Here is a 21,181-nt window from a genome sequence, read left to right as displayed (position 1 = left end):
GCAAAAGTAATGTTTGCCGATAACCTCAATAGAAAGCTATGTGGTCTCTGCTTTAGCCCATATGTAGAAGGGCAAGATCCTGATGATATGTTGTCTGTGTCTCAAATTCGTCGTCGTATGGATATTATTGCCCCTTACACGCATGCGATACGATCTTTTTCCAGTACAGAAGGAAATGAATTAATCCCTAAGGTGGCACGCGAAAAGGGGCTAAATTCAATTGCTGGTGCATGGATTAGTGATGACAGAGAACGAAATGAGAAAGAAATAAGCGCCTTGATAGAACTTGCGAAGACAGGTGTTGTTGATATTGCCGCTGTTGGTAACGAAGTGCTTTTAAGGGGTGAAGTGTCTGAGGAAGAACTGATTGCTTATATTTATAGAGTTAAAGAAGCGTTAAAAGGTTTAGATATCGCAGTAGGTTATGTCGATACGTACTATGAGTATTTCACAAGACCTAACTTAGTAGAGGCTACCGATATAATTTTAGCTAACTGCTACCCATTTTGGGAAGGTTTTGGCATTGAGAGTTCTTTAGAGCATCTAAGGCAAATGTATGCATTAACAAAATATGTGTCTAAAGGTAAGAAGGTTATTATAGCCGAAACAGGTTGGCCAAGTCAAGGTAGTGCACATGAAGAGGCACATCCATCAAGAATAAACGCAATGAAATATTTTATTCAAACACAAGAATGGGCTAAGAAAGAGGGCGTAGAAATCTTTCACTTCTCGTCTTTTGATGAGTCATGGAAAGTGAGGATTGAAGGAGAACTTGGCGGACGCTGGGGAATTTGGGATAAAGATGAAAAACTTAAGTATAGCTAACATCAATTCAAATAGAAATTAATTCAAATATTAAATATAAAATTATGTCATACAGAAACGAAGATTATCATATTTATAGTGGTTTAGATTTTACAGAACACTCAGGTATAGACTTTAGTAAATATTCAAATGAAGATTTAAAAAAGTTATGGCGAGCAACACTAAATAAAGGAATGCATGGCATTTGTTTTAGTATGTACGAAGATGGCCAAGAGCCTGGAGATACAATTACAGAGGCGCAAGTTGAAAGACGAATTAAAATTTTAAAGCCACATTCAAAATGGGTGCGTTCCTTCTCTTGTATCGAAGGTAATGAGCATGTTGCTAGAATAGCTCACAAGCATGGTATGAAAACTTTAGTTGGCGCTTGGTTAAGCGACAATAAGGAAGATAATGAAAAAGAGATAGAAGGTTTAATACAATTAGCCAAGGAAGGCTGTGTAGATATTGCTGCTGTAGGTAATGAAGTGCTGTACAGAAATGATTTGTCATTAGAAGAATTATTAGGCTATATAAAACGCGTTAAAGAAGCTATCCCAAATGTACCTGTTGGTTATGTAGATGCGTATTATGAGTTTTCAGTACATCCAGAATTAGTTGATATAAGTGATGTAATACTTAGTAATTGCTACCCTTATTGGGAAGGTTGCCACATTGATGGTGCCCTAGGTCATATGCAACAAATGTTTGGACAAGCAACAGATGCAGCACGAGGTAAAAAAGTGATAATTACAGAAACAGGATGGCCAAGTGAAGGAGGTAGTCTTAAAGGTGCATTTTCATCAGAAGAAAATGCAATTAAATATTTTGTAAACGCTCAAGTTTGGGCTACTAAGGCAAATATAGAGATGTTCTATTTCTCATCTTTTGACGAGTCATGGAAAACAGGAGATGAAGGTGATGTTGGAGCTTATTGGGGACTTTGGGACAAAGATGAGAAGCTCAAATTTTAAGAATTTGTTAAGTATTGGTTCTTAAAATAATTTTTATAATTCCATATCTTTATAAAATTAATTTTATTTAAAATGAACGAAACTAAGATCAAATTTATAATCATAGCGATTGTAAGTTCTATCTGTTTTAATTGCAGTGAAGAGCCAACACGAGATCTATATCCTTCGGAATTAGTAGGTGGTTTAGAGTTATTGTCTTCAGAAAAAACGGGAATAGACTTTAGCAATACAATTAAGGAGTCAACCTATTTTAATCATTACTACTATAGCCAAATGTATGTTGGCTCTGGTGTGGCAATAGGTGATATAAATAATGACGGATTAGCAGATGTATTCTTTGGAGGTAACCAAGTTGCAGATAGACTTTATCTTAATAAAGGGAATTTTCAGTTTGAGAATATCACAAAGAAATCAAAAGTAGCAAGAAACTCTGGTTGGACTTGGGGTGTTACAATGGCAGATGTAAATGCTGACGGATACTTAGATATTTATGTAAGTCGTAATGGAAATTCAGCAAAAGCTGAAGACAGAAGAAATCAACTCTACATTAATAATCAAGATTTAACCTTTACTGAGTCAGCTCAATTGTATGGTTTAGCAGATGCTGGGTTTTCTACTCAAGCTGTATTCTTTGACATGGATAATGATGGTGATTTAGATATGTACCAAGTCAATCAGCTAGCCGATAAAAAATTATTACTCGTTAATAAGATTCCTAGAGATCAATTTAAATTCTTTAGAGATAAGTTGTATAGAAATGATAACGGAAGGTACAAAGATGTTTCAGAAGCTATGGGAATTTCAAGGGATGTTGCTTATGGACTAAGTGTCAATGCAACAGACTTTAATAACGACGGTTGGATGGATTTGTATGTTGCTAATGACTATTCAGAACCCGATTTTATGTATTATAATAATGGAGACGGAACGTTTAAAAATGTAATTCACGAAAAATTAAAACACATTACACAACTCAGTATGGGGTCAGATACTGGAGACATTAATAACGACGGTCTTATAGATTTAATTACTACAGACATGACGCCAGAAGATCATTACCGTTCAAAAACAAATATGGCTTCAATGAGTACTGAAGCATTTAATACGCTAGTTGAAGCGGGAGCTCATCGCCAGTATATGTCTAATACCTTACAAATTAATACTGGTTTAGAAAGTTTTTCAGATATAGCAAATATGGCTGGTATTTCTTTTACAGATTGGAGTTGGGCAAGCTTGTTGGTTGATTTAGATAATGACGGATTAAAAGACATTATTATCTCTAACGGAATTAAAAAAGATGTTGATAATAATGATTATAGAATTAAAGTCCAAAATTTAAGTAAAAATGCAACAGCTCAAGATTTATTTCAGCTGAGTAAAGACACTCCTTCACAGCCAATATCTAACTATGCTTTTAGAAATAAAGGGAATTTAGAATTTGAAAAAGTTTCAACAAAATGGGGTTTTAATACACTTAGTTTTTCAAATGGAATGGCTTATGGCGATTTAGACAATGATGGCGATTTAGATGTCATAACCAATAATATTGATGCGTCTGCATTTGTATATGAAAATAAAGCAACAGGTAACTACTTAAAGATAAAAATTGAAGGTTCTGAGAACAATACCTTCGGGATTGGAGCCAAGGCTTTTATATATCATAACGGGAAAATGCAAATGGCAGAAAATACCGTGACTAGAGGTTTCTTGTCTTCTGTAGAGCATAACTTATTTTTTGGATTAGGAAAAGATGTAGAAGTTGAGAAAGTTGAAGTCTTTTGGTCTAATGGTACATCTAACGTCTACGAAAATGTTAGCGCTAATACAACGCTTACTGCAAATTATAGTGACGGAAAGAAAACGATAGAAAACATTAAAAAAACTAATTCATTCTTTACCCAAGTAGATCCTACTGATTTAGGTATTGATTATAGTCACAAAGAGAACGATTTTGATGAGTTTAAAGAAGAAATATTATTACCACATAACATTTCTCAAAACGGACCATTTACAGCTAATGCAGATATTAATGGCGATGGTTTAGAGGATCTTTTTATTGGAGGCGCATTAGGCCAAAGCGGAGTTTTATACTTGCAAAATACAAGTGGTAAGTTTATAAAAAACAAATCACAACCTTGGGATAAAGATAAAGCTTCAGAAGATTTAGGCTGTTTGTTTGTGGATGTGGATGGAGATAATGATTTAGATTTATACGTTGCCAGTGGTGGTAGTGAATATAAAACAGGACATCCTGCATTAAAAGATAGGCTATATACTAATGATGGACGAGGTAATTTTACACACGCGATTTCAGCCTTACCAGATATTAAACAGAGTTCACAATGTGTAAAAGCTTCAGATATAGACGCAGATGGTGATTTAGATTTATTTGTAGGTACGCGTTTAATTTCAAGATCTTATGCTTTTCCTGCTACGAGCTATTTACTTATTAATGAAAATGGTAAATTCAAAAAAATGTCTGATGATATAGCACCAGCCTTAAATAGTATTGGAATGGTTACAGATGCGGTTTTTACAGATATTGATAATGATAATGACGAAGACCTTATGCTGGTTGGGGAGTGGATGGAAATAAAATTACTCATAAATACTAGTGGGATTTTCGAAGATAAGTCAGAAGAATTTAACCTAGAAAATACAAGAGGTATTTGGTGGTCAATTACAGCTAGTGATTTAGATGGAGATGGAGATGAAGATTATGTAATAGGTAACTTAGGTAAAAACAATAAGTTTAAAGCTACTGAAGAACATCCATTTAAAGTCTATGCAAATGATTTTGATAATAATGGAACAAATGATGTGGTTTTTGCTAAGTTTTATAAGAATGATTATGTGCCACTAAGAGGAAGAGAATGTACGAGTCAGCAAATGCCTTATGTGGCCGAAAAATTTAAAGATTATGATAGTTTTGCATCTTCTAAATTAATAGATATTTTACCCGAGGACAAAGTAGACGATGCTGTTGTTTACGAAATTAAGAGCTTCGAAAGTATTATTCTTATTAATAATAATGGAAAATTAATTAAACAATCATTACCTAATGAAGCTCAAATATCTCCTGTTAAATCGTCACTTGTATTCGATATTAATAAGGACGGTTATAAAGATATAGTCACAGTTGGAAATCACTATGGTGTTGAAGTAGAAACAACACGATATGATGCAGGATTTGGAACAGTACTTTTAGGTGATGGTAAAAATAATTTCAAATCCATGTCTGCAATAGAAAGTGGGTTTTATGTGCCTTATGATAGTAGAACTATTCAGTATGTAAATCAAAAGGACACCGCTTTTATCTTCGTTACAAATAACGATACTAAGCCATCAGTTTTTAAAATTAAAATGTAGAACAGGTTATGTATTGCTCCTAATTACGTTCGTTATCTATTTGAGATCCATGTAATAACCTGAATTAAAGAAATTTAAAAAACTATTTGTTATACTGTTAGGTAGTTAAAGTTTGCTTTGTATGGTTTTTGTATAGGTTCATAATGATTTAAAATTGAATAAATATTCGGTAATTGTATCAAAATAATAATAAATAAATAATCGATTATGAAAAAAATTACATTTTTACTTTGTCTTCTAACCGTCTCTTTGGGTTTTGCTCAAGTGAATTTAGAAGATTTTGAGGATGCTACTGTATTTACTCCAGCTAATGCTTTAGGTGCGGCCAATGTTACCGCTGATCCAGTTGATCCTACAAACATGGTTGGTGAAGTAATATCTTCATCTGCAGGAGATCCTTGGCAACAAGCAGATTTAATTATGCAAGACAACCTTATGGATTTCACTACTGACATAACTGTTCAGGTTGATGTTTATTCAACAGAATCTTTTAAAATGTTGGTTAGAGTTGATGATTTAATTTTTGACCCAGCTGCACCTTCAGCTACAGCAGATAATGATTATGTTGGTGGTAGTGGATGGCAAACATTAACGTTTACTTTAAACGAAATGCTTGATGGACAATCTACAGCCAATGGAGAATATAATAGAATTTCTTTTTTTCCAAATTGGGCAGCTAGTGGTGGAAATGCCGCAAATCCAATTTGGAATAACGGAGTTGATTTTACTTTTTTTATAGATAACATAACAGCAGTTGCTGGTCAGGCATTACCAATAGAAACATGTAGTGATGGTATACAAAACCAAGACGAGACTGGTATAGATTGTGGTGGTGTTTGTGCGCCTTGTCCAGCATCACCTGCGGGCCCTGCTCCATTACCAACTTCACCAGACGGAGAAACTTTTAGCGTTTATAATGGTAATCTTCCGGGTGACGTAACTACTTATTCTGCTAATTGGCCATTTGCATACGACTTTGGTGCTGCGCCATCTGAGCTAGATTTAGATGCTGGTGCTGATGTAAATGGTGCTTGGCAATTCGATTTTGCTGCAGGAGGATATGGACAAGGTGAAGGTCCAGTCGATGCAACATCATATAATTTTGTTTCATTTGATTATTGGGCAGCAACACCTTCAGAAGGGACTGCTGGTTTTAGATTAGAAATGTTTAGTAATGCTGGAGGACCTAATCTTGGATTTGTTTATGAAATAGGACCAGGTGCGGGAGATCAAGAAGCTACTGTTATAGAACAATGGACAAAAGTAGTTATCCCTATGACTTACTTTACTGGCTTAGGGTTTTCAGATGCAAATTTTTTCCAATGGAAATTTGATCCTTATACGCAGTCGGTTGATAACAAACTTTTTGTTTATATAGACAACTTTTTACTTACTCAAGGTAATCCTTTATCAGTTAATAATATTGATATCACTGAGTTTAGAGCATTTCCTAACCCAACAAATGGTGACTGGAATATTTCTGGTACTTCAGTTATCAATACTGTAGCTGTTTTTGATATTTTAGGTAAACAAGTTTTTGCTTTAACACCAAACGCAACTGAAGTAACAATAGATGCTTCTGCGTTAAATTCAGGAATTTATTTTGCAAGAATTGATGGTGAAAATGGTTCTAAGACATTAAAACTTATAAAACAATAAGATTAATAGCAACTTATTAGCATTTTAGAAAAGCGTGTTTAAAAATCTTAAACACGCTTTTTTTTATGCACTATTATTTAGTCGCAGATTATGTATATATATATAATAATCTATAGAATAAAACAATGCTAAAAATACACTTGGTATAATAGTATTCTTCGTAATAACGATGTGTTAATCCTTTAAGCAATAAAACTAATATAAAAAAAGCGAACCTAAATTTGATGATTTAATTAATGAAATAAGTCCTTAATTTATTTCAGTATGCCTTAGAATCAGTAGATGTATGTTTTTTGTTGTGTTAAAACTGTTTAATACCTATTATAAATTAAGTAATTTTATTAAAAAAATCATCAATAACTAAATAAAAGAAGAACTATGAGAAAAATTACTTTTTTACTTATGCTTTTGGTAGTCACTACTGGATTTGCACAAACTCTACCATTAGATTTTGAAGACCCTTTAGATGATAATTGGGGTCCGTTTAATGGAGCTACAGCAATGGTCGTAATTGACCCAACAGATGGGACTAATCAGGTTTTAGAATTAACTAGTAATGGTAACGATTTTGATGGTGCGTCTATAAATTTAGGACAGAGCATTGATTTGTCTGATCAGGCTAGCAACAATATTACACTTAGATTTTGGACTCCCGATGCTACACCAAGAACCCATTTACTTAAATTAGAAGGTGGAGGTCAGCCTGCACCTGCAACCCAATTGTATTTTAATACAACAGTCGCTGGATGGCAGACTGTTACACTAAATTTCTCTAATGTAACTGGAAACCCTCCTTTGTCTAATAGTTATACAATTTTAGTATTATTTGTAGATTCTGGTCCAGGTAATACTGCAACAGGGACATATTATATAGATGATATTAATGCGCCAGTTGGTGTTGTTATACCACCAGACCCTATTCCTGCTATACCGGCTCCAATACCAAATGTAGCAGACTCAGAAGTTTATAGTATTTATAACGATTCTAATGGATTTTCAACAACTTTCCCTGTTGCTTATGCATTCGGTGCTTTTTCAAACGAACCAGACTTAGATCCTGGGACTGCTGAAAACCTGGCTGTTAAAATGAATTTTGGTGTACAAGGTTGGGGCCAAGGTGAAGGTGGTCCTGATGATGTTTCTGCTTACGATTTTGTATCATTTTACTATTGGGCAGTTGATGGAATTAATGGTTTTGATTTTTCATTAATTAGTAATGCAGGTGGTATAACTGAACACGTGTATCGCGTAGGTGTTAACGAGGCTATAGTATATGAATCATGGGTATATGTTGAAATACCAATGTCATACTTTACAAATATTGGTTTTGCTGAGACAGCATTATGGCAATGGAAAGTTGGTCCTTTAAATCTTAGTGTTGACAATGCTGGTATTGTATATTTTGATAATATACTTTTCAGTCAAAATGGCTTATCTGTTAATGATTTTGATACAACTGAATTTAGAGTATTCCCTAATCCAACAAATAGTGATTGGACTATTTCTGGCACTTCAGTTATGAATAATGTAGCTGTTTATGATATATTAGGCAAACAAGTTATCGCTTTAACGCCAAACGCAATCGAAGCGACAATAGATGCTTCTGCATTAAATTCTGGAATTTATTTTGCTAGAATTGATGGTGTAAATGGCTCTAAGACAGTAAAACTTATAAAGCAATAAGGTTAATACTAACTTATTAGCATTTAAAAACAAGCGTGTTTAAAAATTTTAAACATGCTTTTTTTATGAACTATTATTTAGTTGCTTATTTTTATAGAATATAATAATCTATATAATAAAACAATGTTAAAAAAAACAATTGGCATTATAGTATTCTTGGTATTAGCCATGTCTTGCTCTCAAGGCAATAAAACCAATATAAAAAAAGGAGAACCTAGATCTAATGATTTAATTAACGAAACAAGTCCTTATTTACTTCAGCACGCCTATAACCCAGTAGACTGGAAAGCATGGAATAACGAATCATTAAAATTAGCTAAAGAACAGAATAAATTAATTGTGATTTCTGTAGGTTATTCAGCTTGTCATTGGTGCCACGTTATGGAAGAAGAGAGTTTTGAGAATGATTCTGTTGCTAAGCTAATGAATGAAAATTTTATTAATATTAAAGTAGATCGCGAAGAACGACCAGATATTGATCAAATATATATGAACGCAGTTCAATTAATGACTGGTAGTGGTGGGTGGCCACTCAACTGTATAACCTTACCTGACGGAAGACCTGTTTTTGGTGGTACTTATTTTACTAAAGAGCAATGGACCAAGATATTAATTGATATGTCTAGTCTGTATGAAAACAATCCGGACAAGGTTGTAGCCTACGCAGAAAAGCTCACAGAAGGTATTAATAGCTCAGGCCTTATAGAAATTAACACAGAAAAATTGCCATTTAAAAAAGAACAAATCAAACGCATAGTTAATGATTTTAAAAAGGTGTTGGATTTTAAGAACGGTGGTCAAAAAAGAGCACCGAAGTTTCCAATGCCCTCTAATTTAAATTTCTTGTTGAGATACAGTTTTCAAAATGATGATAAAGATTTGCAGGAGTTTGTTATTACAAGCTTAACTAAAATGGCAAATGGAGGTATTTATGATCAAATAGGTGGTGGGTTTTCAAGATATTCTGTAGATGAAAGATGGCATGTGCCACATTTTGAAAAAATGTTATATGATAATGCGCAGTTAGTAAGTCTATATTCTAAAGCCTTTCAACTGACCAAGAATGAAAGTTTTAAAACAGTTGTAGAAGAAACATTAGCTTTCGTAGAAGATGAGTTTGAACAAGAGGAAGGAGCATTTTATTCATCTTTAGATGCAGATAGTAAAAATTCACAAGATGAATTAGAAGAGGGTATATATTACGTTTGGACTAAAGATCAGCTTAAAAGTCTTCTCGTTGAAGAATTTAACCTTTTTAAATCTTACTACAATATTAATTCTATAGGAAAATGGGAAAAGGATCACTATATATTATATAAAACAAAGACAGATAAAGCGTTTTCTGATGCAAATTCGATGACTTTAAAAGAACTACAAGCTAAGGTGAAATCATGGAAATCTAAGTTGCACAAAGAAAGAAGTCTGCGAGATCGACCAAGAACTGATGATAAAATACTAACCTCTTGGAATGCATTAATGCTTAAGGCTTATGTAGACGCATATCGTGTATTTGGCGAAGAATCCTATTTAGATAAAGCAATTAAGAATGCTGAGTTTATAAAAGAACATCAAATAAAAGAGGATAATTCACTTTTTCATAATTACAAGGATGGAAAAAGTACAATAGAAGGATTTTCGGAAGATTATGCACATACAATTTCTGCATATTTAGAGCTTTATCAAGCCACATTCAATGAGAAATGGTTGAAAATAGCTAATGATTTATTGGAGTATACAATAGCTCATTTTTTAAATAAAGAGACTAGCATGTTCTTTTTTACATCAGTAAATGCCACTAATTTAATAGCTAGAAAAAGTGAAGTTTTAGATAATGTAATAGCATCCTCTAATTCTGTTTTAGCTGAGAGTTTATTCAAGCTAGGACATTATTATTCAAATAAAACGTATTTAGAGATGTCTAAGCAGATGCTTAGTAATGTAAATGCAGATATAGAAAAATCACCAACAGCTTATTCAAATTGGTTAAAATTATATTTAAATTATTCAAATCCTTATTATGAAGTAGCTATATCTGGTAGTGAGGCTCAGACTAAATTAAAAGAGCTCGATAAGTTTTATATGCCTAATATTTTAATATCTGCTTCTACGAAGGAGAGTAGTTTGCCTTTGTTAGAAAATAAATATATCGAGAATGAAACATATATATACGTTTGTATTAATGGTACCTGTAAATTACCAGTAACGAGTTCATCTAAGGCGAGGGAACAGGTCTTAAAATAGAATATAGCAAAGTATTTAGACCTATTATTTAAAATTGAATCAAAAAAAAACCAGATAATTATTATCTGGTTTTTTTTTAAAACTTAAAAGTAATTATTTACCACTTTTCATTTTATCTGCAGCATCATTAACAGCATCAGATCCGGTTTCTTTAACCTTTTCTACTGCATCGCTACCAGCTTTCTTTGCGCTATCTACTGCATCATTAGCAGCATCTTTTGCATCATTAGCCATGTTTTCAGCTCCATCTTTTACGTTATCTACCGCGTCACTTGCAGCATCAACAGCTCCATCAACTGCATTACTTGTAGCGTCAGCAGCATCTTTAACGCTATCAATTACGTCATCTGCAGCATCTTTAGTAGCTTCAGCTGCATTTTCTACTGCATCTTCAGCGCTCTCCTTAGTTTCTCTACAAGAAGTAAATGATAATCCGAGCACAGCAACAAGTGCTAAGCTTAATACAACTTTTTTCATTTTAATAGTTTTAGTGTTAATTTTTGTTAATTTGTGAAAATACTAATTTTAGTGAAATTTTAACATAATTTCATCATCAAATTATTGTAAGCACGAGCTATATACGAATGTGGTCAAGGATTTGGATGACAGCTCCTCGATTTTCTTCAATGAAACCTTTATTTATAATACCTTGTTTTTCTCTGGTATTATTGTTTTTTATTAGCTTATCGAAACACGTTTCTAGCGAAATACGATCCTTAACGGAAATTACTCCTTCTTTATTAATTAGTGTTTTTGCTTCAGGGAATTTATCGTAATGTTTTCCTATAAGTATAGGTATTCCGAAAACGGCAGGTTCTAATATATTGTGCAATCCGGTTGAGCCAGCTCCACCTCCTACGTATGCTATATCTGCATAACTATAGACTTTACTTAAATAACCGATGGTGTCTAAAATATAAACATCGTATCCGCTTAAATTTTTATTCGTCATTTCAGAATAACAAATAGTTTTTAAGTTAAGTTGAGATTTTAATGAGTTGGTATAACTTGCTTTTATATTGTGAGGAGCGATAATAAATTTAGTGTCGCCATTTGATTTATTTATAAAATCTATGTAAAGTTTGTCATCTTCTGGCCAAGTACTACCAAAGACCACACACAGTTTATCATCTTTAAATTCTTCAATAAAAGAGATAGAATTATCTATTTTTAGTTGATTAGAAACACGATCAAAACGTGTATCTCCAGAAACAGAAACACTTTTGTAATCTATTCTTTCAAGCAGTAATTTTGAATTTTCGTTTTGTGTAAAAATATGATTAAATCCAAATAGTGCTGATTTCATAAAACCACCATACCATTTAAAAAAACTTTGATTTTTTCTGAATACAGCAGATATTAATATATTTTTTAGTTGACGTTTGTTAATTTCTAATAACAAATTAGGCCAAATTTCATACTTTACAAATATGATGTAATTCGGATGTACTAAATTTAGAAATCGTTTAGCATTTACTTTAGTGTCTAACGGAAGGTATACAACAACATCAGCAATTGCTGCATTTTTCCTTACTTCATAACCTGAAGGTGAAAAAAAAGACAATACAACTTTATAGTCTGGGTAATTAGTTTTTAGACCTTCAAAAACGGGTAAACCCTGTTCATATTCACCCAAAGAAGCACAATGAAACCAAAATGTTTTATCATCTTTTTGTATCTCTTTCTCAAGCTTTTTAAATGTTTCTCTTCTTCCAATAACACCTTTTTCTAATTTGAAATTAAAAAGTGCTAGGAGTTTTAGTATAAAACTTGCTAAGTAAATTCCTATTGAATAGAGTAGTTTCAAAAATAAATATTTGTGCTAAAATACATTTCTTTCAATTAAATGCGTTGTTAGAGCAGTTACAATTTCGTATTTTCGCTAAAGCTCTTTGGTGCTAATAATACTCTAAACGTAGTCTTCAGAATGAAAAAAATTCAAATGGTAGACCTTAAAGGTCAATATGCTAAAATTAAAGATATTATAGATCCTTCAATTGAGGAAGTGATGAATAGTGCTGCTTTTATTAACGGCCCTAAAGTACACGAGTTTCAAAAAAATCTTGAAGACTACTTGGGTGTAAAACATGTCATCCCGTGTGCTAATGGTACGGATGCGCTTCAAATAGCAATGATGGGTTTAGGCCTAAAACCAGGTGATGAGGTGATTACTGCAGACTTTACGTTTGCGGCAACAGTTGAGGTTATAGCTTTGTTACAATTAACACCAGTATTAGTAGATGTAGACCCTATAACTTTTAATATAGATGTTGATGCTATAAAAAAGGCAATCACACCAAATACTAAAGCTATTGTTCCTGTTCATCTATTTGGTTTAGCTGCAGAAATGGATGCTATTATGGATTTAGCAAAAGAACATAACTTATACGTTATTGAAGATAACGCACAAGGTATTGGTGCTGATTATACGCATGGTGATGGTTCTAAAACAAAGACTGGTGCTATCAGTCATGTCGCATCTACTTCGTTTTTTCCGTCTAAAAATTTAGGTTGTTATGGTGATGGTGGTGCGATTTTCACTAATGATGATGATTTAGCACATACCATAAGAGGTATCGTAAATCACGGAATGTACGAGCGTTATCACCATGATGTTGTTGGTGTAAATTCGCGTTTAGACTCTATACAAGCAGCAGTTTTAGATGCTAAATTGCCACACTTGGATACTTATAATAATGCCAGACAAAGTGCTGCAAGACAATATAATGAGGCTTTTAAAAATCATCCAAATATTACAACTCCAAGCGGTTTAACCAAATGTGATGGTATCTGTGATACATGCGATTGTCATGTGTTTCATCAATATACTTTGAATTTAGTTAATGTAGACAGAGACGCTTTAGTTGCGCATTTACAAGAGAAGAATGTACCGTGTGGAGTATATTATCCAATTCCATTGCACAGACAAAAAGCTTATAAAGATGAACGCTACAACGAAGATGACTTTAAAGTAACAAATGAGTTAGTAAAATCTGTTATATCGTTACCAATGCATACAGAGCTAGACGATGAACAGATAAAATTTATTACTTCTACAGTTCTAAACTTTATAAATTCTAAGTCTTAAAATGAAAATTTTAGTAACTGGCGGTTTAGGCTTCATAGGTTCCCATACTGTTGTAGAATTACAGCAAGAAGGTTTTGAAGTTGTTATCATTGATAATTTAAGTCATTCTTCTTTAGATGTTTTAGACGGCATTAAAGCTATAACAGATATAAAACCTCAGTTTCAGAAATTAGATTTAAAAATAAAAAAAGATGTTAAAACATTTTTCAAAAAATATAATGATTTAGCTGGAGTTATTCACTTTGCAGCAAAAAAGGCAGTAGGAGAAAGTATAAAAGAACCCTTAATGTATTATGAAAACAATATTAGCACGCTGGTTTATGTGCTACAAGAACTAAGTGAGCTTAATCAACAGAATTTTATTTTCAGCTCATCATGCACTGTTTATGGTCAAGCAGATATATTACCAATAACAGAGAACGAAGCAATAAAAGTAGCTGAATCACCATACGGAAATACAAAGCAAATTGGTGAAGAAATTATTAGAGATACTTGTAAAGTGAATAAAAAATTAAACAGTATTGCTTTACGATATTTTAATCCAATTGGTGCACATCCAACTGCTCAAATAGGCGAGTTGCCAATAGGTGTTCCACAAAATCTAGTGCCATATATTACACAAACTGCGTTAGGAATACGGGAACAATTATCAGTTTTTGGCAACGATTATAAAACACTAGATGGTACTTGTGTCAGAGATTATATACATGTTGTAGATGTGGCGAAAGCACATGTGGTTGCATTAAAACGATTGCTAGATAACAAAAATGACTATGATTTTGAAGTGTTTAATTTAGGTACTGGAAAAGGAAGTTCGGTTTTAGATGTAATTGAATCATTTGAGAAAGTTTCCGGTAAAAAGTTGAAATACCAAATCATGGATAGGAGAGAAGGAGATGTCACATCTATTTATGCTGAAACAACAAAAGCAAACGATGTGCTAGGTTGGAAAGCAGAATTAACACTAGATGATGCTATGGCTTCAGCTTGGAAATGGGAACAAAAAATTAGAAATAAATAATTTGAATATGAAATCTTTGCTTAGAACATTAGTCCTGCTTTTTACAGTGTCATTAACAGCACAAAACACATATTTACATTGTGGTAAATTAATAGATACTAAATCTGGTAAAGTACTTACAGAAAAAACGGTTGTGGTTTTTGATAATAAAATTATTTCAGTTGAAAATGGTTTTGTGAGTCCAAAGAATTCTAAAGATCTAGTTATAGATTTAAAATCCAAGACCGTAATGCCAGGATTGATAGATATGCATGTACATATTGAAAGTGAAACCAATCCAAAATCCTATTTAGAGGATTATACGTTAAATGATGCAGATGTGGCTTTTAATTCAGTTAAATATGCTGAAATTACTTTGATGAGTGGCTTTACAACAGTTAGAGATTTAGGAGGTTCTGGTGTTAATGTGTCACTTAGAAATGCTATAAACGCTGATAAAGTTAATGGACCTAGAATATTTACAGCAGAAAAGGCTTTAGCAACAACAGGCGGACATGCAGATCCAACCAATGGTGCAAAGCGAAGTATTATGGGTAATCCTGGTCCAAAAGAAGGCGTGGTCAATGGAGTAGACGATGCTAAAAAAGCAGTGAGACAACGCTATAAAAATGGTGCTGATTTAATTAAAATAACAGCAACAGGTGGAGTGTTAAGTGTCGCCAAGAGTGGACAAAATCCTCAGTTTACAGTTGAAGAAATTAAAGCTATTTGTGAAACAGCAAAAGATTATGGTTTTCATGTTGCTGCACATGCACACGGAGATGAAGGTATGCAACGAGCAATTATAGGTGGTGTGAAAACTATTGAGCATGGAACTCTAATGAGTGCCGAAACTATGGAGTTGATGAAGAAATATGATGTCTATTTAGTGCCAACTATTAGTGCAGGAAAGTTTGTGTCAGAAAAAGCAAAAATCCCTAATTACTATCCAGATGTTATTGTACCTAAGGCTTTAGATATTGGACCTAAAATTCAAGATATGTTTAGTAGGGCTTATAAGGCCGGAGTTGGTATTGCTTTTGGAACAGATGCAGCTGTATTTTATCATGGGGACAATGGTAAAGAGTTTGGTTTTATGGTAGAAGCAGGAATGCCAGCTATAGAAACTATTCAGAGTGCAACTGTCACAAATGCAATGATTTTAAAAATGGAAAACCAAATTGGTCAAATTAAAGAAGGCTACTTAGCTGATATTATTGCTGTAAATGTTGACCCTACAAAAGATATCTCCACCATGGAGAATGTTACTTTTGTGATGAAGAACGGTGTAATTTATAAGAAATAACTCTTTTTTAGTAAATCTTAAATTGTCAGACTGTTAAGATTAAGTAAGACTTATTAAGAATCTGTTAAGTATAGTAACAGCTGATTTTCAATATGATAATGAAATTTTAGCTTAACAATTATTTAACATACCTAACTTGGTACTGGCTATTAGTCTTCGTTGTTTTGTTCTTAATGATAATTGAGAAACATGAAACTGATAAGTATTAAAAGAGAGACCAAAGTCGAAGGTCGCTTTACAAAAAAGATGGGTGTATTACAAACTAATGTTACCTATATTAAAAAGCAATTTTTAAGTATTCCTTACAAAACACTTCATAAATATCGTGAGACTTATTATGGTGAAGTTAAAGATTGTGATGATTGCCGTTTAGCGCGTTAATCACTAAAGATTTCCTTTAGTATAAGTGATATCTATTTAGAGTCGTGTATTATTTTCCCTTTATTTCTTTGAGAAAACCCACTGAAGAATAGCATAATCATTCCTGTAGTTACAGAAAGATCGGCAACATTAAAAATACCTGTTTTAAATACGCCTCCTAAGTTGATAAAGAAGAAGTCAGTAACTTCGCCATAGACAATACGATCAAATACATTAGCAATTCCGCCACCTATAATGCAGCAAAAGGCGATAAGACTTAAGCGGTCTAATTCTTTTGTTTTTACAATATAATAAATCACATAGACAAGTACTAGGGTTGGAAGAATCAATAGAAATATAAGTTTTAACGTTGGGTTCATATCACTGCCCATACCTAAAAACGCACCTTTATTTTCTACCCAAATGAGCTGAAAATAATCTTGTATAACATCTATTTGCCCTCTGCCACCTTTAATCATAGTTGTTCTAACTATAACTTTAGAGATTTGGTCTATTACAATATTAAAAATAATAAGTACTACTATAAATAAGTTTCTATTCAAAACAATAGTGAGATTAAGCGTTAGTTTTAAAAGTTGCAGAAGCAGTTTCTGCCTCTCTATGAATTTTCCTTACTAAGCCTTGTAAAACTTTACCAGGACCTACTTCTGTGAAATGTGAAGCTCCATCTTCAATCATTTGTTGCACAGATTGTGTCCAACGCACAGGTGCTGTTAATTGCGAAATTAAATTAACTTTTATTTCGTTTTCATCAGTAATAGCAGATGCTGTTACATTCTGATATATGGGACAGTTTGGTTTGCTAAATGTTGTGTTTTCTATTGCAGCTGCCAATTCTTCACGAGCAGGCTCCATTAGTGGAGAGTGAAAAGCTCCACCAACTGGTAATACCAAAGCGCGTCTTGCTCCTGCTTCTTTAAGTGCTTCACAAGCGCTGTTAATAGCATCAACGTCACCAGAGATCACTAATTGCCCAGGGCAATTGTAGTTTGCAGGAACGACAACACCTTTTATTGTCGCGCATATTTTTTCTACGATAGCATCATCTAAACCTAAAACTGCAGCCATAGTACTTTGTTGTAATTCACAAGCTTTTTGCATGGCTTGAGCACGTTGCGATACTAATTTAAGTCCATCTTCAAAGGTTAAAGCACCAGCAGTAACTAAAGCTGAAAATTCTCCGAGTGAATGACCAGCAACCATATCTGGTTTAAAAGTATCTCCTAAAGTTTTAGCTAAGATTACCGAATGTAAAAAGATAGCTGGTTGTGTTACTTTAGTCTCTTTTAGGTCTTCAGCAGTCCCCTCAAACATTATATCTGTAATGTGAAAGCCTAAGATGTGATTTGCTTTTTCAAATAGCTCTTGTGCTAAAGGTGAGTTTTCGTATAAATCTAAACCCATTCCTGAGAATTGAGCTCCTTGACCTGGAAATATATATGCGTTCATTTTTTTTAATTTGAGTTGCAAAAATAGGAATAATATTAAACTTATAAGTTAGAAGTTGCCGCTTCCGCACAACGTTCACCATCCATTGCAGCAGAAACGATTCCGCCAGCATATCCACCACCTTCACCACAAGGATATAAATTTGAGATTTCAGGATGTTCTAAGGTTTCTGTTCTTGGAATATTTACAGGTGATGAGGTACGTGATTCTACACCAATAATATTAGCTTCTTCTGTGTAATAGCCTCTCATTTTATCACCAAACGCTCTAAATCCTTTACGTAGAGAACTACCGATTAGCTTAGGTAATAAAGAATGCATTGGAGATGACTTTAAACCTGGTTGGTACGATGTTTCATTTAGGCTTGTCGATAATTTACCTTCAACAAAGTCAGTTAAGCGCTGTGCTGGAGCAGCTTGACTTCTTCCACCAGCTGTAAAGGCTAAACGCTCTAAGTCTTTTTGATATTCTAGAGCCTTTAACGCTCCGAAGTGTTCGTATTTATATAAATCTTTATCTGCGTTAATCTCAGTTACAATACCAGAATTAGCAAACTTATTATTTCGTTTAGAAGGTGACATCCCATTTACTACAACTTCACCGTTGGCTGTCGCTGCAGGTACTATAAACCCTCCAGGACACATGCAAAATGAATAGACACCTCTATCATTTACTTGTTGTACCAAACTATAAGCTGCTGCTGGTAGCAATTCATCTCGTTGTTCGCCTTTACAGTGGTACTGAATACCATCAATAATGTCTTGAGGATGCTCTACACGAACTCCCATTGCGAAAGATTTTGCTTTTAACGCTATCTTTTTATCATTCAATAAGTAAAATATATCTCTCGCAGAATGACCTGTTGCAAGAATAACTTTTTCTACAGCAAGTTCATTTCCATTTTGAAGTTGAATAGCTTTAATTTTATTATCCTTTAAAGTAAAATCTGAAACTCTAGTTTCAAAATGAACTTCGCCACCAAATTTTATTATATTTTCTCTAATATTTTGAACAACCTTAGGCAGTTTGTTAGTGCCAATATGTGGATGGGCATCTATTAATATTTGCTCTGTCGCACCATGATAAACTAAGTTTTCAAAAATTCGTCTAACATCTCCACGTTTTAAACTACGTGTGTAAAGTTTACCATCACTATAAGTTCCTGCACCTCCTTCACCAAAGCAATAGTTAGAATCTTCATTTACATTATGATCTTGATTTATAGCTTTTAAATCACGACGACGATCTCTCACGTTTTTACCACGCTCTAAGACAATTGGTTTAAAGCCTAGTTCTATGCAACGTAATGCTGCCCACATGCCTGCTGGTCCAAAACCAATGATGTGAATAGGCTTGGCACTAGACACATCTTTATAATCAAACGTATAGTCTGAAGTTTCAGGTACAGGTTCGTTAATATAAACTTCAACTTTATAGTTAAACATGATATTTCGCTTGCGCGCATCAATAGATTTTCTTAGAATTTTAATTCCAGAAATTTCAGAAGGTTTCATCCCCAAATCATAAGCTGCTTTATTAAGCAATCCATCAGGTTTTCCTTCTTGGTGTAAATTAATGCGTAGTTGCAATGCTTTTATCATAATGCAAAATTAGTTATATTTATTAGGAACAAAAGTTTAACCAAAGAAATATAATAATTGAGCGTTATGGAGTTTACATTGATAATACAGATTAAGGCAACAGCAAAACAAATTTATAAATCTTGGTTAAGCACCCAGCGCCATACTAAAATGACTGGTGGAGCTGCTTTCGTTTCTGATAAAGTAGGGGAAACGTTTACAGCCTGGGAAGGTTATATTATAGGGCAGAATATTGAGTTAAAACCATATCATAAGATAGTTCAATCTTGGCGAACTATTGATTTTGAAGATGATGAAGGTGATTCTCAAATTGAAATTTCACTTTCTGAGCAGGAAGAAGAAACGACTTTAACCTTAAAACATACTAATGTACCAGAATCTGGTGAGCATTATAAAAATGGTTGGGAAGAAAGTTATTTTGAGCCTATGAGAGGCTATTTTGAAACTTTAAATGAATAATAATAGTTCTATAATTGATAAAAAAGACGACACCCTATCTAAAATATAGAAAGGGTGTTCTTTTAAATATAATCCGTCATTTCGATTGCATCTGAGTGACGAAGATTTGTATCGAGAAGTCATACATCAGGTTCTCGATACATTTTTTAGCGTATCTCAAATAAAACACTCGAACCGACGTCCTTTTGCTAGTTACTCTTCTAAACTTATACTTTTAATATTATCTGAATACACACGGTCTATTAAAATATGCCTCGGATCAATAGCCGCTTTTACAGGAAGCGAATCTAATTGCATTGTAATTGAGGACTTTTCTTTATTGAACTTTACACGTTTTTGTTGGTATAAACGATCTTCATCATCATCCATAAAGAAACCAACATCTATCCAATCGTTAATCGCTGTTTTAGTTTCGTTTCCTAGGCTGTCAGATTTTATTTTTGAGCTTTCAATCTCCATCGTCACTTCATACTTTCCGTTATCTAAGATTTTGTAATTCGCCTCTTTTAAGCGATTATCGTATAAGGTGATTTCCTTAAACCAATCTGTGATTAGATAATTTAGCGAATCTGGAACTTGAGGTTCTAAATACCTTAAGAAGTCATACGACGTTGGATAAGGTGGCTCTTTATAGCGGTATTCTTCTAAGAAACCTTTCATTGCTAAATTTACTTTATCCTCACCGATGTAATCTTGTAAGGCATATAAAATAACACTGCCTTTTCCATAATGGATATAGCCTTGGTTTTCCACGGTATACAATGGCAACTCTTTAAGACGTTCACCACTGCGCCCTCTTAAGTAGCGATCGTGATCGTACTTTAAAAATTCACGCATTTTCATAGGATTATCGGTCATATTCTTAATCGTCATTAAAGCGGAATATTCAGAAAAACTTTCACTCATCATCACACTACCTTGCATGTTGGCTCCAATAACTTGGTGAGCCCACCATTGGTGTGCCATTTCGTGCGCAATCACAGCGTCTACTATATTATTTCCACTTTCGTCTTCAAGATTAATAATAAAACCGATCGCTTCAGAATAAGGCATGGTTCCAGGGAACGCTTGTGCGAATGACGCATAACGTGGAAATTCTATGATTCGACATTGCTTATGAAAATAAGGTCCAAAGTTTTCTGTATAATAAGTCAAAGAACGTTCTAC

General features: G+C 33.6%; 17 protein-coding genes. 11 read left to right on the top strand and 6 right to left on the bottom strand.

The window, feature by feature from the left end:
- The first annotated feature begins 9 nt into the window (after positions 1 to 9).
- From B2U95_RS14470 to B2U95_RS14445, 6 genes are all read left to right on the top strand, one after another.
- On the top strand, positions 10 to 825 hold the full coding sequence (locus tag B2U95_RS14470; protein ID WP_296317374.1) for a glycosyl hydrolase family 17 protein: 816 nt from the start codon (positions 10 to 12) through the stop codon (positions 823 to 825).
- Between the two features lie 44 nt (positions 826 to 869).
- Entirely contained in the window at positions 870 to 1,778 is a 909-nt protein-coding gene (locus B2U95_RS14465) for a glycosyl hydrolase family 17 protein (protein WP_296317372.1), read from the top strand.
- A 72-nt stretch (positions 1,779 to 1,850) separates the two neighbouring features.
- Positions 1,851 to 5,147 carry a VCBS repeat-containing protein gene (locus tag B2U95_RS14460; protein ID WP_296317370.1) on the top strand — a complete coding sequence of 1,099 codons (3,297 nt, stop codon included), beginning with the start codon at positions 1,851 to 1,853 and terminating at the stop codon, positions 5,145 to 5,147.
- A gap of 207 nt (positions 5,148 to 5,354) precedes the next feature.
- Entirely contained in the window at positions 5,355 to 6,806 is a 1,452-nt protein-coding gene (locus tag B2U95_RS14455) for a T9SS type A sorting domain-containing protein (RefSeq protein ID WP_296317368.1), read from the top strand.
- Between the two features lie 378 nt (positions 6,807 to 7,184).
- Complete coding sequence (locus B2U95_RS14450; RefSeq protein WP_296317367.1) at positions 7,185 to 8,489, top strand: T9SS type A sorting domain-containing protein; 1,305 nt, start codon at positions 7,185 to 7,187, stop codon at positions 8,487 to 8,489.
- A 123-nt stretch (positions 8,490 to 8,612) separates the two neighbouring features.
- On the top strand, positions 8,613 to 10,730 hold the full coding sequence (locus B2U95_RS14445; protein WP_296317366.1) for a thioredoxin domain-containing protein: 2,118 nt from the start codon (positions 8,613 to 8,615) through the stop codon (positions 10,728 to 10,730).
- A gap of 93 nt (positions 10,731 to 10,823) precedes the next feature.
- Here B2U95_RS14445 and B2U95_RS14440 read toward each other — a convergent pair whose 3' ends face one another.
- Both B2U95_RS14440 and B2U95_RS14435 read right to left on the bottom strand, forming a co-directional pair.
- On the bottom strand, positions 10,824 to 11,207 hold the full coding sequence (locus tag B2U95_RS14440; protein WP_296317364.1) for a hypothetical protein: 384 nt from the start codon (positions 11,205 to 11,207) through the stop codon (positions 10,824 to 10,826).
- Positions 11,208 to 11,304: 97 nt separating this feature from the next.
- The gene (locus B2U95_RS14435; protein ID WP_296317362.1) at positions 11,305 to 12,537 is read right to left on the bottom strand and encodes a 3-deoxy-D-manno-octulosonic acid transferase; all 1,233 of its coding nucleotides are present in this window, start codon (positions 12,535 to 12,537) and stop codon (positions 11,305 to 11,307) included.
- Positions 12,538 to 12,657: 120 nt separating this feature from the next.
- Here B2U95_RS14435 and B2U95_RS14430 point away from each other — a divergent pair, with 120 nt between their 5' ends.
- From B2U95_RS14430 to B2U95_RS14415, 4 genes are all read left to right on the top strand, one after another.
- Positions 12,658 to 13,818, top strand: coding sequence for a DegT/DnrJ/EryC1/StrS family aminotransferase (locus B2U95_RS14430; RefSeq protein WP_296317361.1), 1,161 nt, complete (start codon positions 12,658 to 12,660; stop codon positions 13,816 to 13,818).
- A gap of 1 nt (position 13,819) precedes the next feature.
- A complete protein-coding gene (gene galE / locus B2U95_RS14425) occupies positions 13,820 to 14,839 on the top strand; it encodes a UDP-glucose 4-epimerase GalE (protein WP_296317360.1) in 1,020 nt (339 codons plus the stop codon).
- Between the two features lie 7 nt (positions 14,840 to 14,846).
- The gene (locus tag B2U95_RS14420; protein WP_296317359.1) at positions 14,847 to 16,124 is read left to right on the top strand and encodes a metal-dependent hydrolase family protein; all 1,278 of its coding nucleotides are present in this window, start codon (positions 14,847 to 14,849) and stop codon (positions 16,122 to 16,124) included.
- Positions 16,125 to 16,313: 189 nt separating this feature from the next.
- Entirely contained in the window at positions 16,314 to 16,505 is a 192-nt protein-coding gene (locus B2U95_RS14415) for a hypothetical protein (RefSeq protein WP_296317358.1), read from the top strand.
- A gap of 32 nt (positions 16,506 to 16,537) precedes the next feature.
- Here B2U95_RS14415 and lspA read toward each other — a convergent pair whose 3' ends face one another.
- The 3 genes from lspA to B2U95_RS14400 are packed head-to-tail and all read right to left on the bottom strand — an operon-like array spanning position 16,538 to position 19,555.
- Positions 16,538 to 17,047 carry a signal peptidase II gene (gene lspA, locus B2U95_RS14410; protein ID WP_296317357.1) on the bottom strand — a complete coding sequence of 170 codons (510 nt, stop codon included), beginning with the start codon at positions 17,045 to 17,047 and terminating at the stop codon, positions 16,538 to 16,540.
- Positions 17,048 to 17,060: 13 nt separating this feature from the next.
- Positions 17,061 to 17,954, bottom strand: coding sequence for an ACP S-malonyltransferase (gene fabD / locus B2U95_RS14405; RefSeq protein WP_296317356.1), 894 nt, complete (start codon positions 17,952 to 17,954; stop codon positions 17,061 to 17,063).
- Positions 17,955 to 17,995: 41 nt separating this feature from the next.
- On the bottom strand, positions 17,996 to 19,555 hold the full coding sequence (locus tag B2U95_RS14400; RefSeq protein ID WP_296317354.1) for an NAD(P)/FAD-dependent oxidoreductase: 1,560 nt from the start codon (positions 19,553 to 19,555) through the stop codon (positions 17,996 to 17,998).
- A 66-nt stretch (positions 19,556 to 19,621) separates the two neighbouring features.
- On the opposite strand from B2U95_RS14400, the gene B2U95_RS14395 reads away from it, so the two are divergent.
- On the top strand, positions 19,622 to 20,014 hold the full coding sequence (locus B2U95_RS14395) for an SRPBCC domain-containing protein (RefSeq protein ID WP_296317353.1): 393 nt from the start codon (positions 19,622 to 19,624) through the stop codon (positions 20,012 to 20,014).
- Between the two features lie 192 nt (positions 20,015 to 20,206).
- Here B2U95_RS14395 and B2U95_RS14390 read toward each other — a convergent pair.
- On the bottom strand, positions 20,207 to 21,181 hold a 975-nt coding region (locus B2U95_RS14390), incomplete at its 5' end, for a M1 family aminopeptidase (RefSeq protein ID WP_296317352.1).

Origin of the sequence: Winogradskyella sp. UBA3174, from assembly GCF_002364335.1 — a bacterium.
In the GTDB taxonomy this organism is placed as follows: domain Bacteria; phylum Bacteroidota; class Bacteroidia; order Flavobacteriales; family Flavobacteriaceae; genus Winogradskyella.
This window is presented reverse-complemented; position numbering and strand designations above follow the sequence as displayed.

Coding starts and splice junctions, on each gene's coding strand:
- B2U95_RS14470 (WP_296317374.1), top strand. CDS start 10: ATGTTTGCCGATAACCTCAATAGAAAGCTATGTGGTCTCTGCTTTAGC.
- B2U95_RS14465 (WP_296317372.1), top strand. CDS start 870: ATGTCATACAGAAACGAAGATTATCATATTTATAGTGGTTTAGATTTT.
- B2U95_RS14460 (WP_296317370.1), top strand. CDS start 1,851: ATGAACGAAACTAAGATCAAATTTATAATCATAGCGATTGTAAGTTCT.
- B2U95_RS14455 (WP_296317368.1), top strand. CDS start 5,355: ATGAAAAAAATTACATTTTTACTTTGTCTTCTAACCGTCTCTTTGGGT.
- B2U95_RS14450 (WP_296317367.1), top strand. CDS start 7,185: ATGAGAAAAATTACTTTTTTACTTATGCTTTTGGTAGTCACTACTGGA.
- B2U95_RS14445 (WP_296317366.1), top strand. CDS start 8,613: ATGTTAAAAAAAACAATTGGCATTATAGTATTCTTGGTATTAGCCATG.
- B2U95_RS14440 (WP_296317364.1), bottom strand. CDS start 11,207: ATGAAAAAAGTTGTATTAAGCTTAGCACTTGTTGCTGTGCTCGGATTA.
- B2U95_RS14430 (WP_296317361.1), top strand. CDS start 12,658: ATGAAAAAAATTCAAATGGTAGACCTTAAAGGTCAATATGCTAAAATT.
- galE (WP_296317360.1), top strand. CDS start 13,820: ATGAAAATTTTAGTAACTGGCGGTTTAGGCTTCATAGGTTCCCATACT.
- B2U95_RS14420 (WP_296317359.1), top strand. CDS start 14,847: ATGAAATCTTTGCTTAGAACATTAGTCCTGCTTTTTACAGTGTCATTA.
- B2U95_RS14415 (WP_296317358.1), top strand. CDS start 16,314: ATGAAACTGATAAGTATTAAAAGAGAGACCAAAGTCGAAGGTCGCTTT.
- fabD (WP_296317356.1), bottom strand. CDS start 17,954: ATGAACGCATATATATTTCCAGGTCAAGGAGCTCAATTCTCAGGAATG.
- B2U95_RS14400 (WP_296317354.1), bottom strand. CDS start 19,555: ATGATAAAAGCATTGCAACTACGCATTAATTTACACCAAGAAGGAAAA.
- B2U95_RS14395 (WP_296317353.1), top strand. CDS start 19,622: ATGGAGTTTACATTGATAATACAGATTAAGGCAACAGCAAAACAAATT.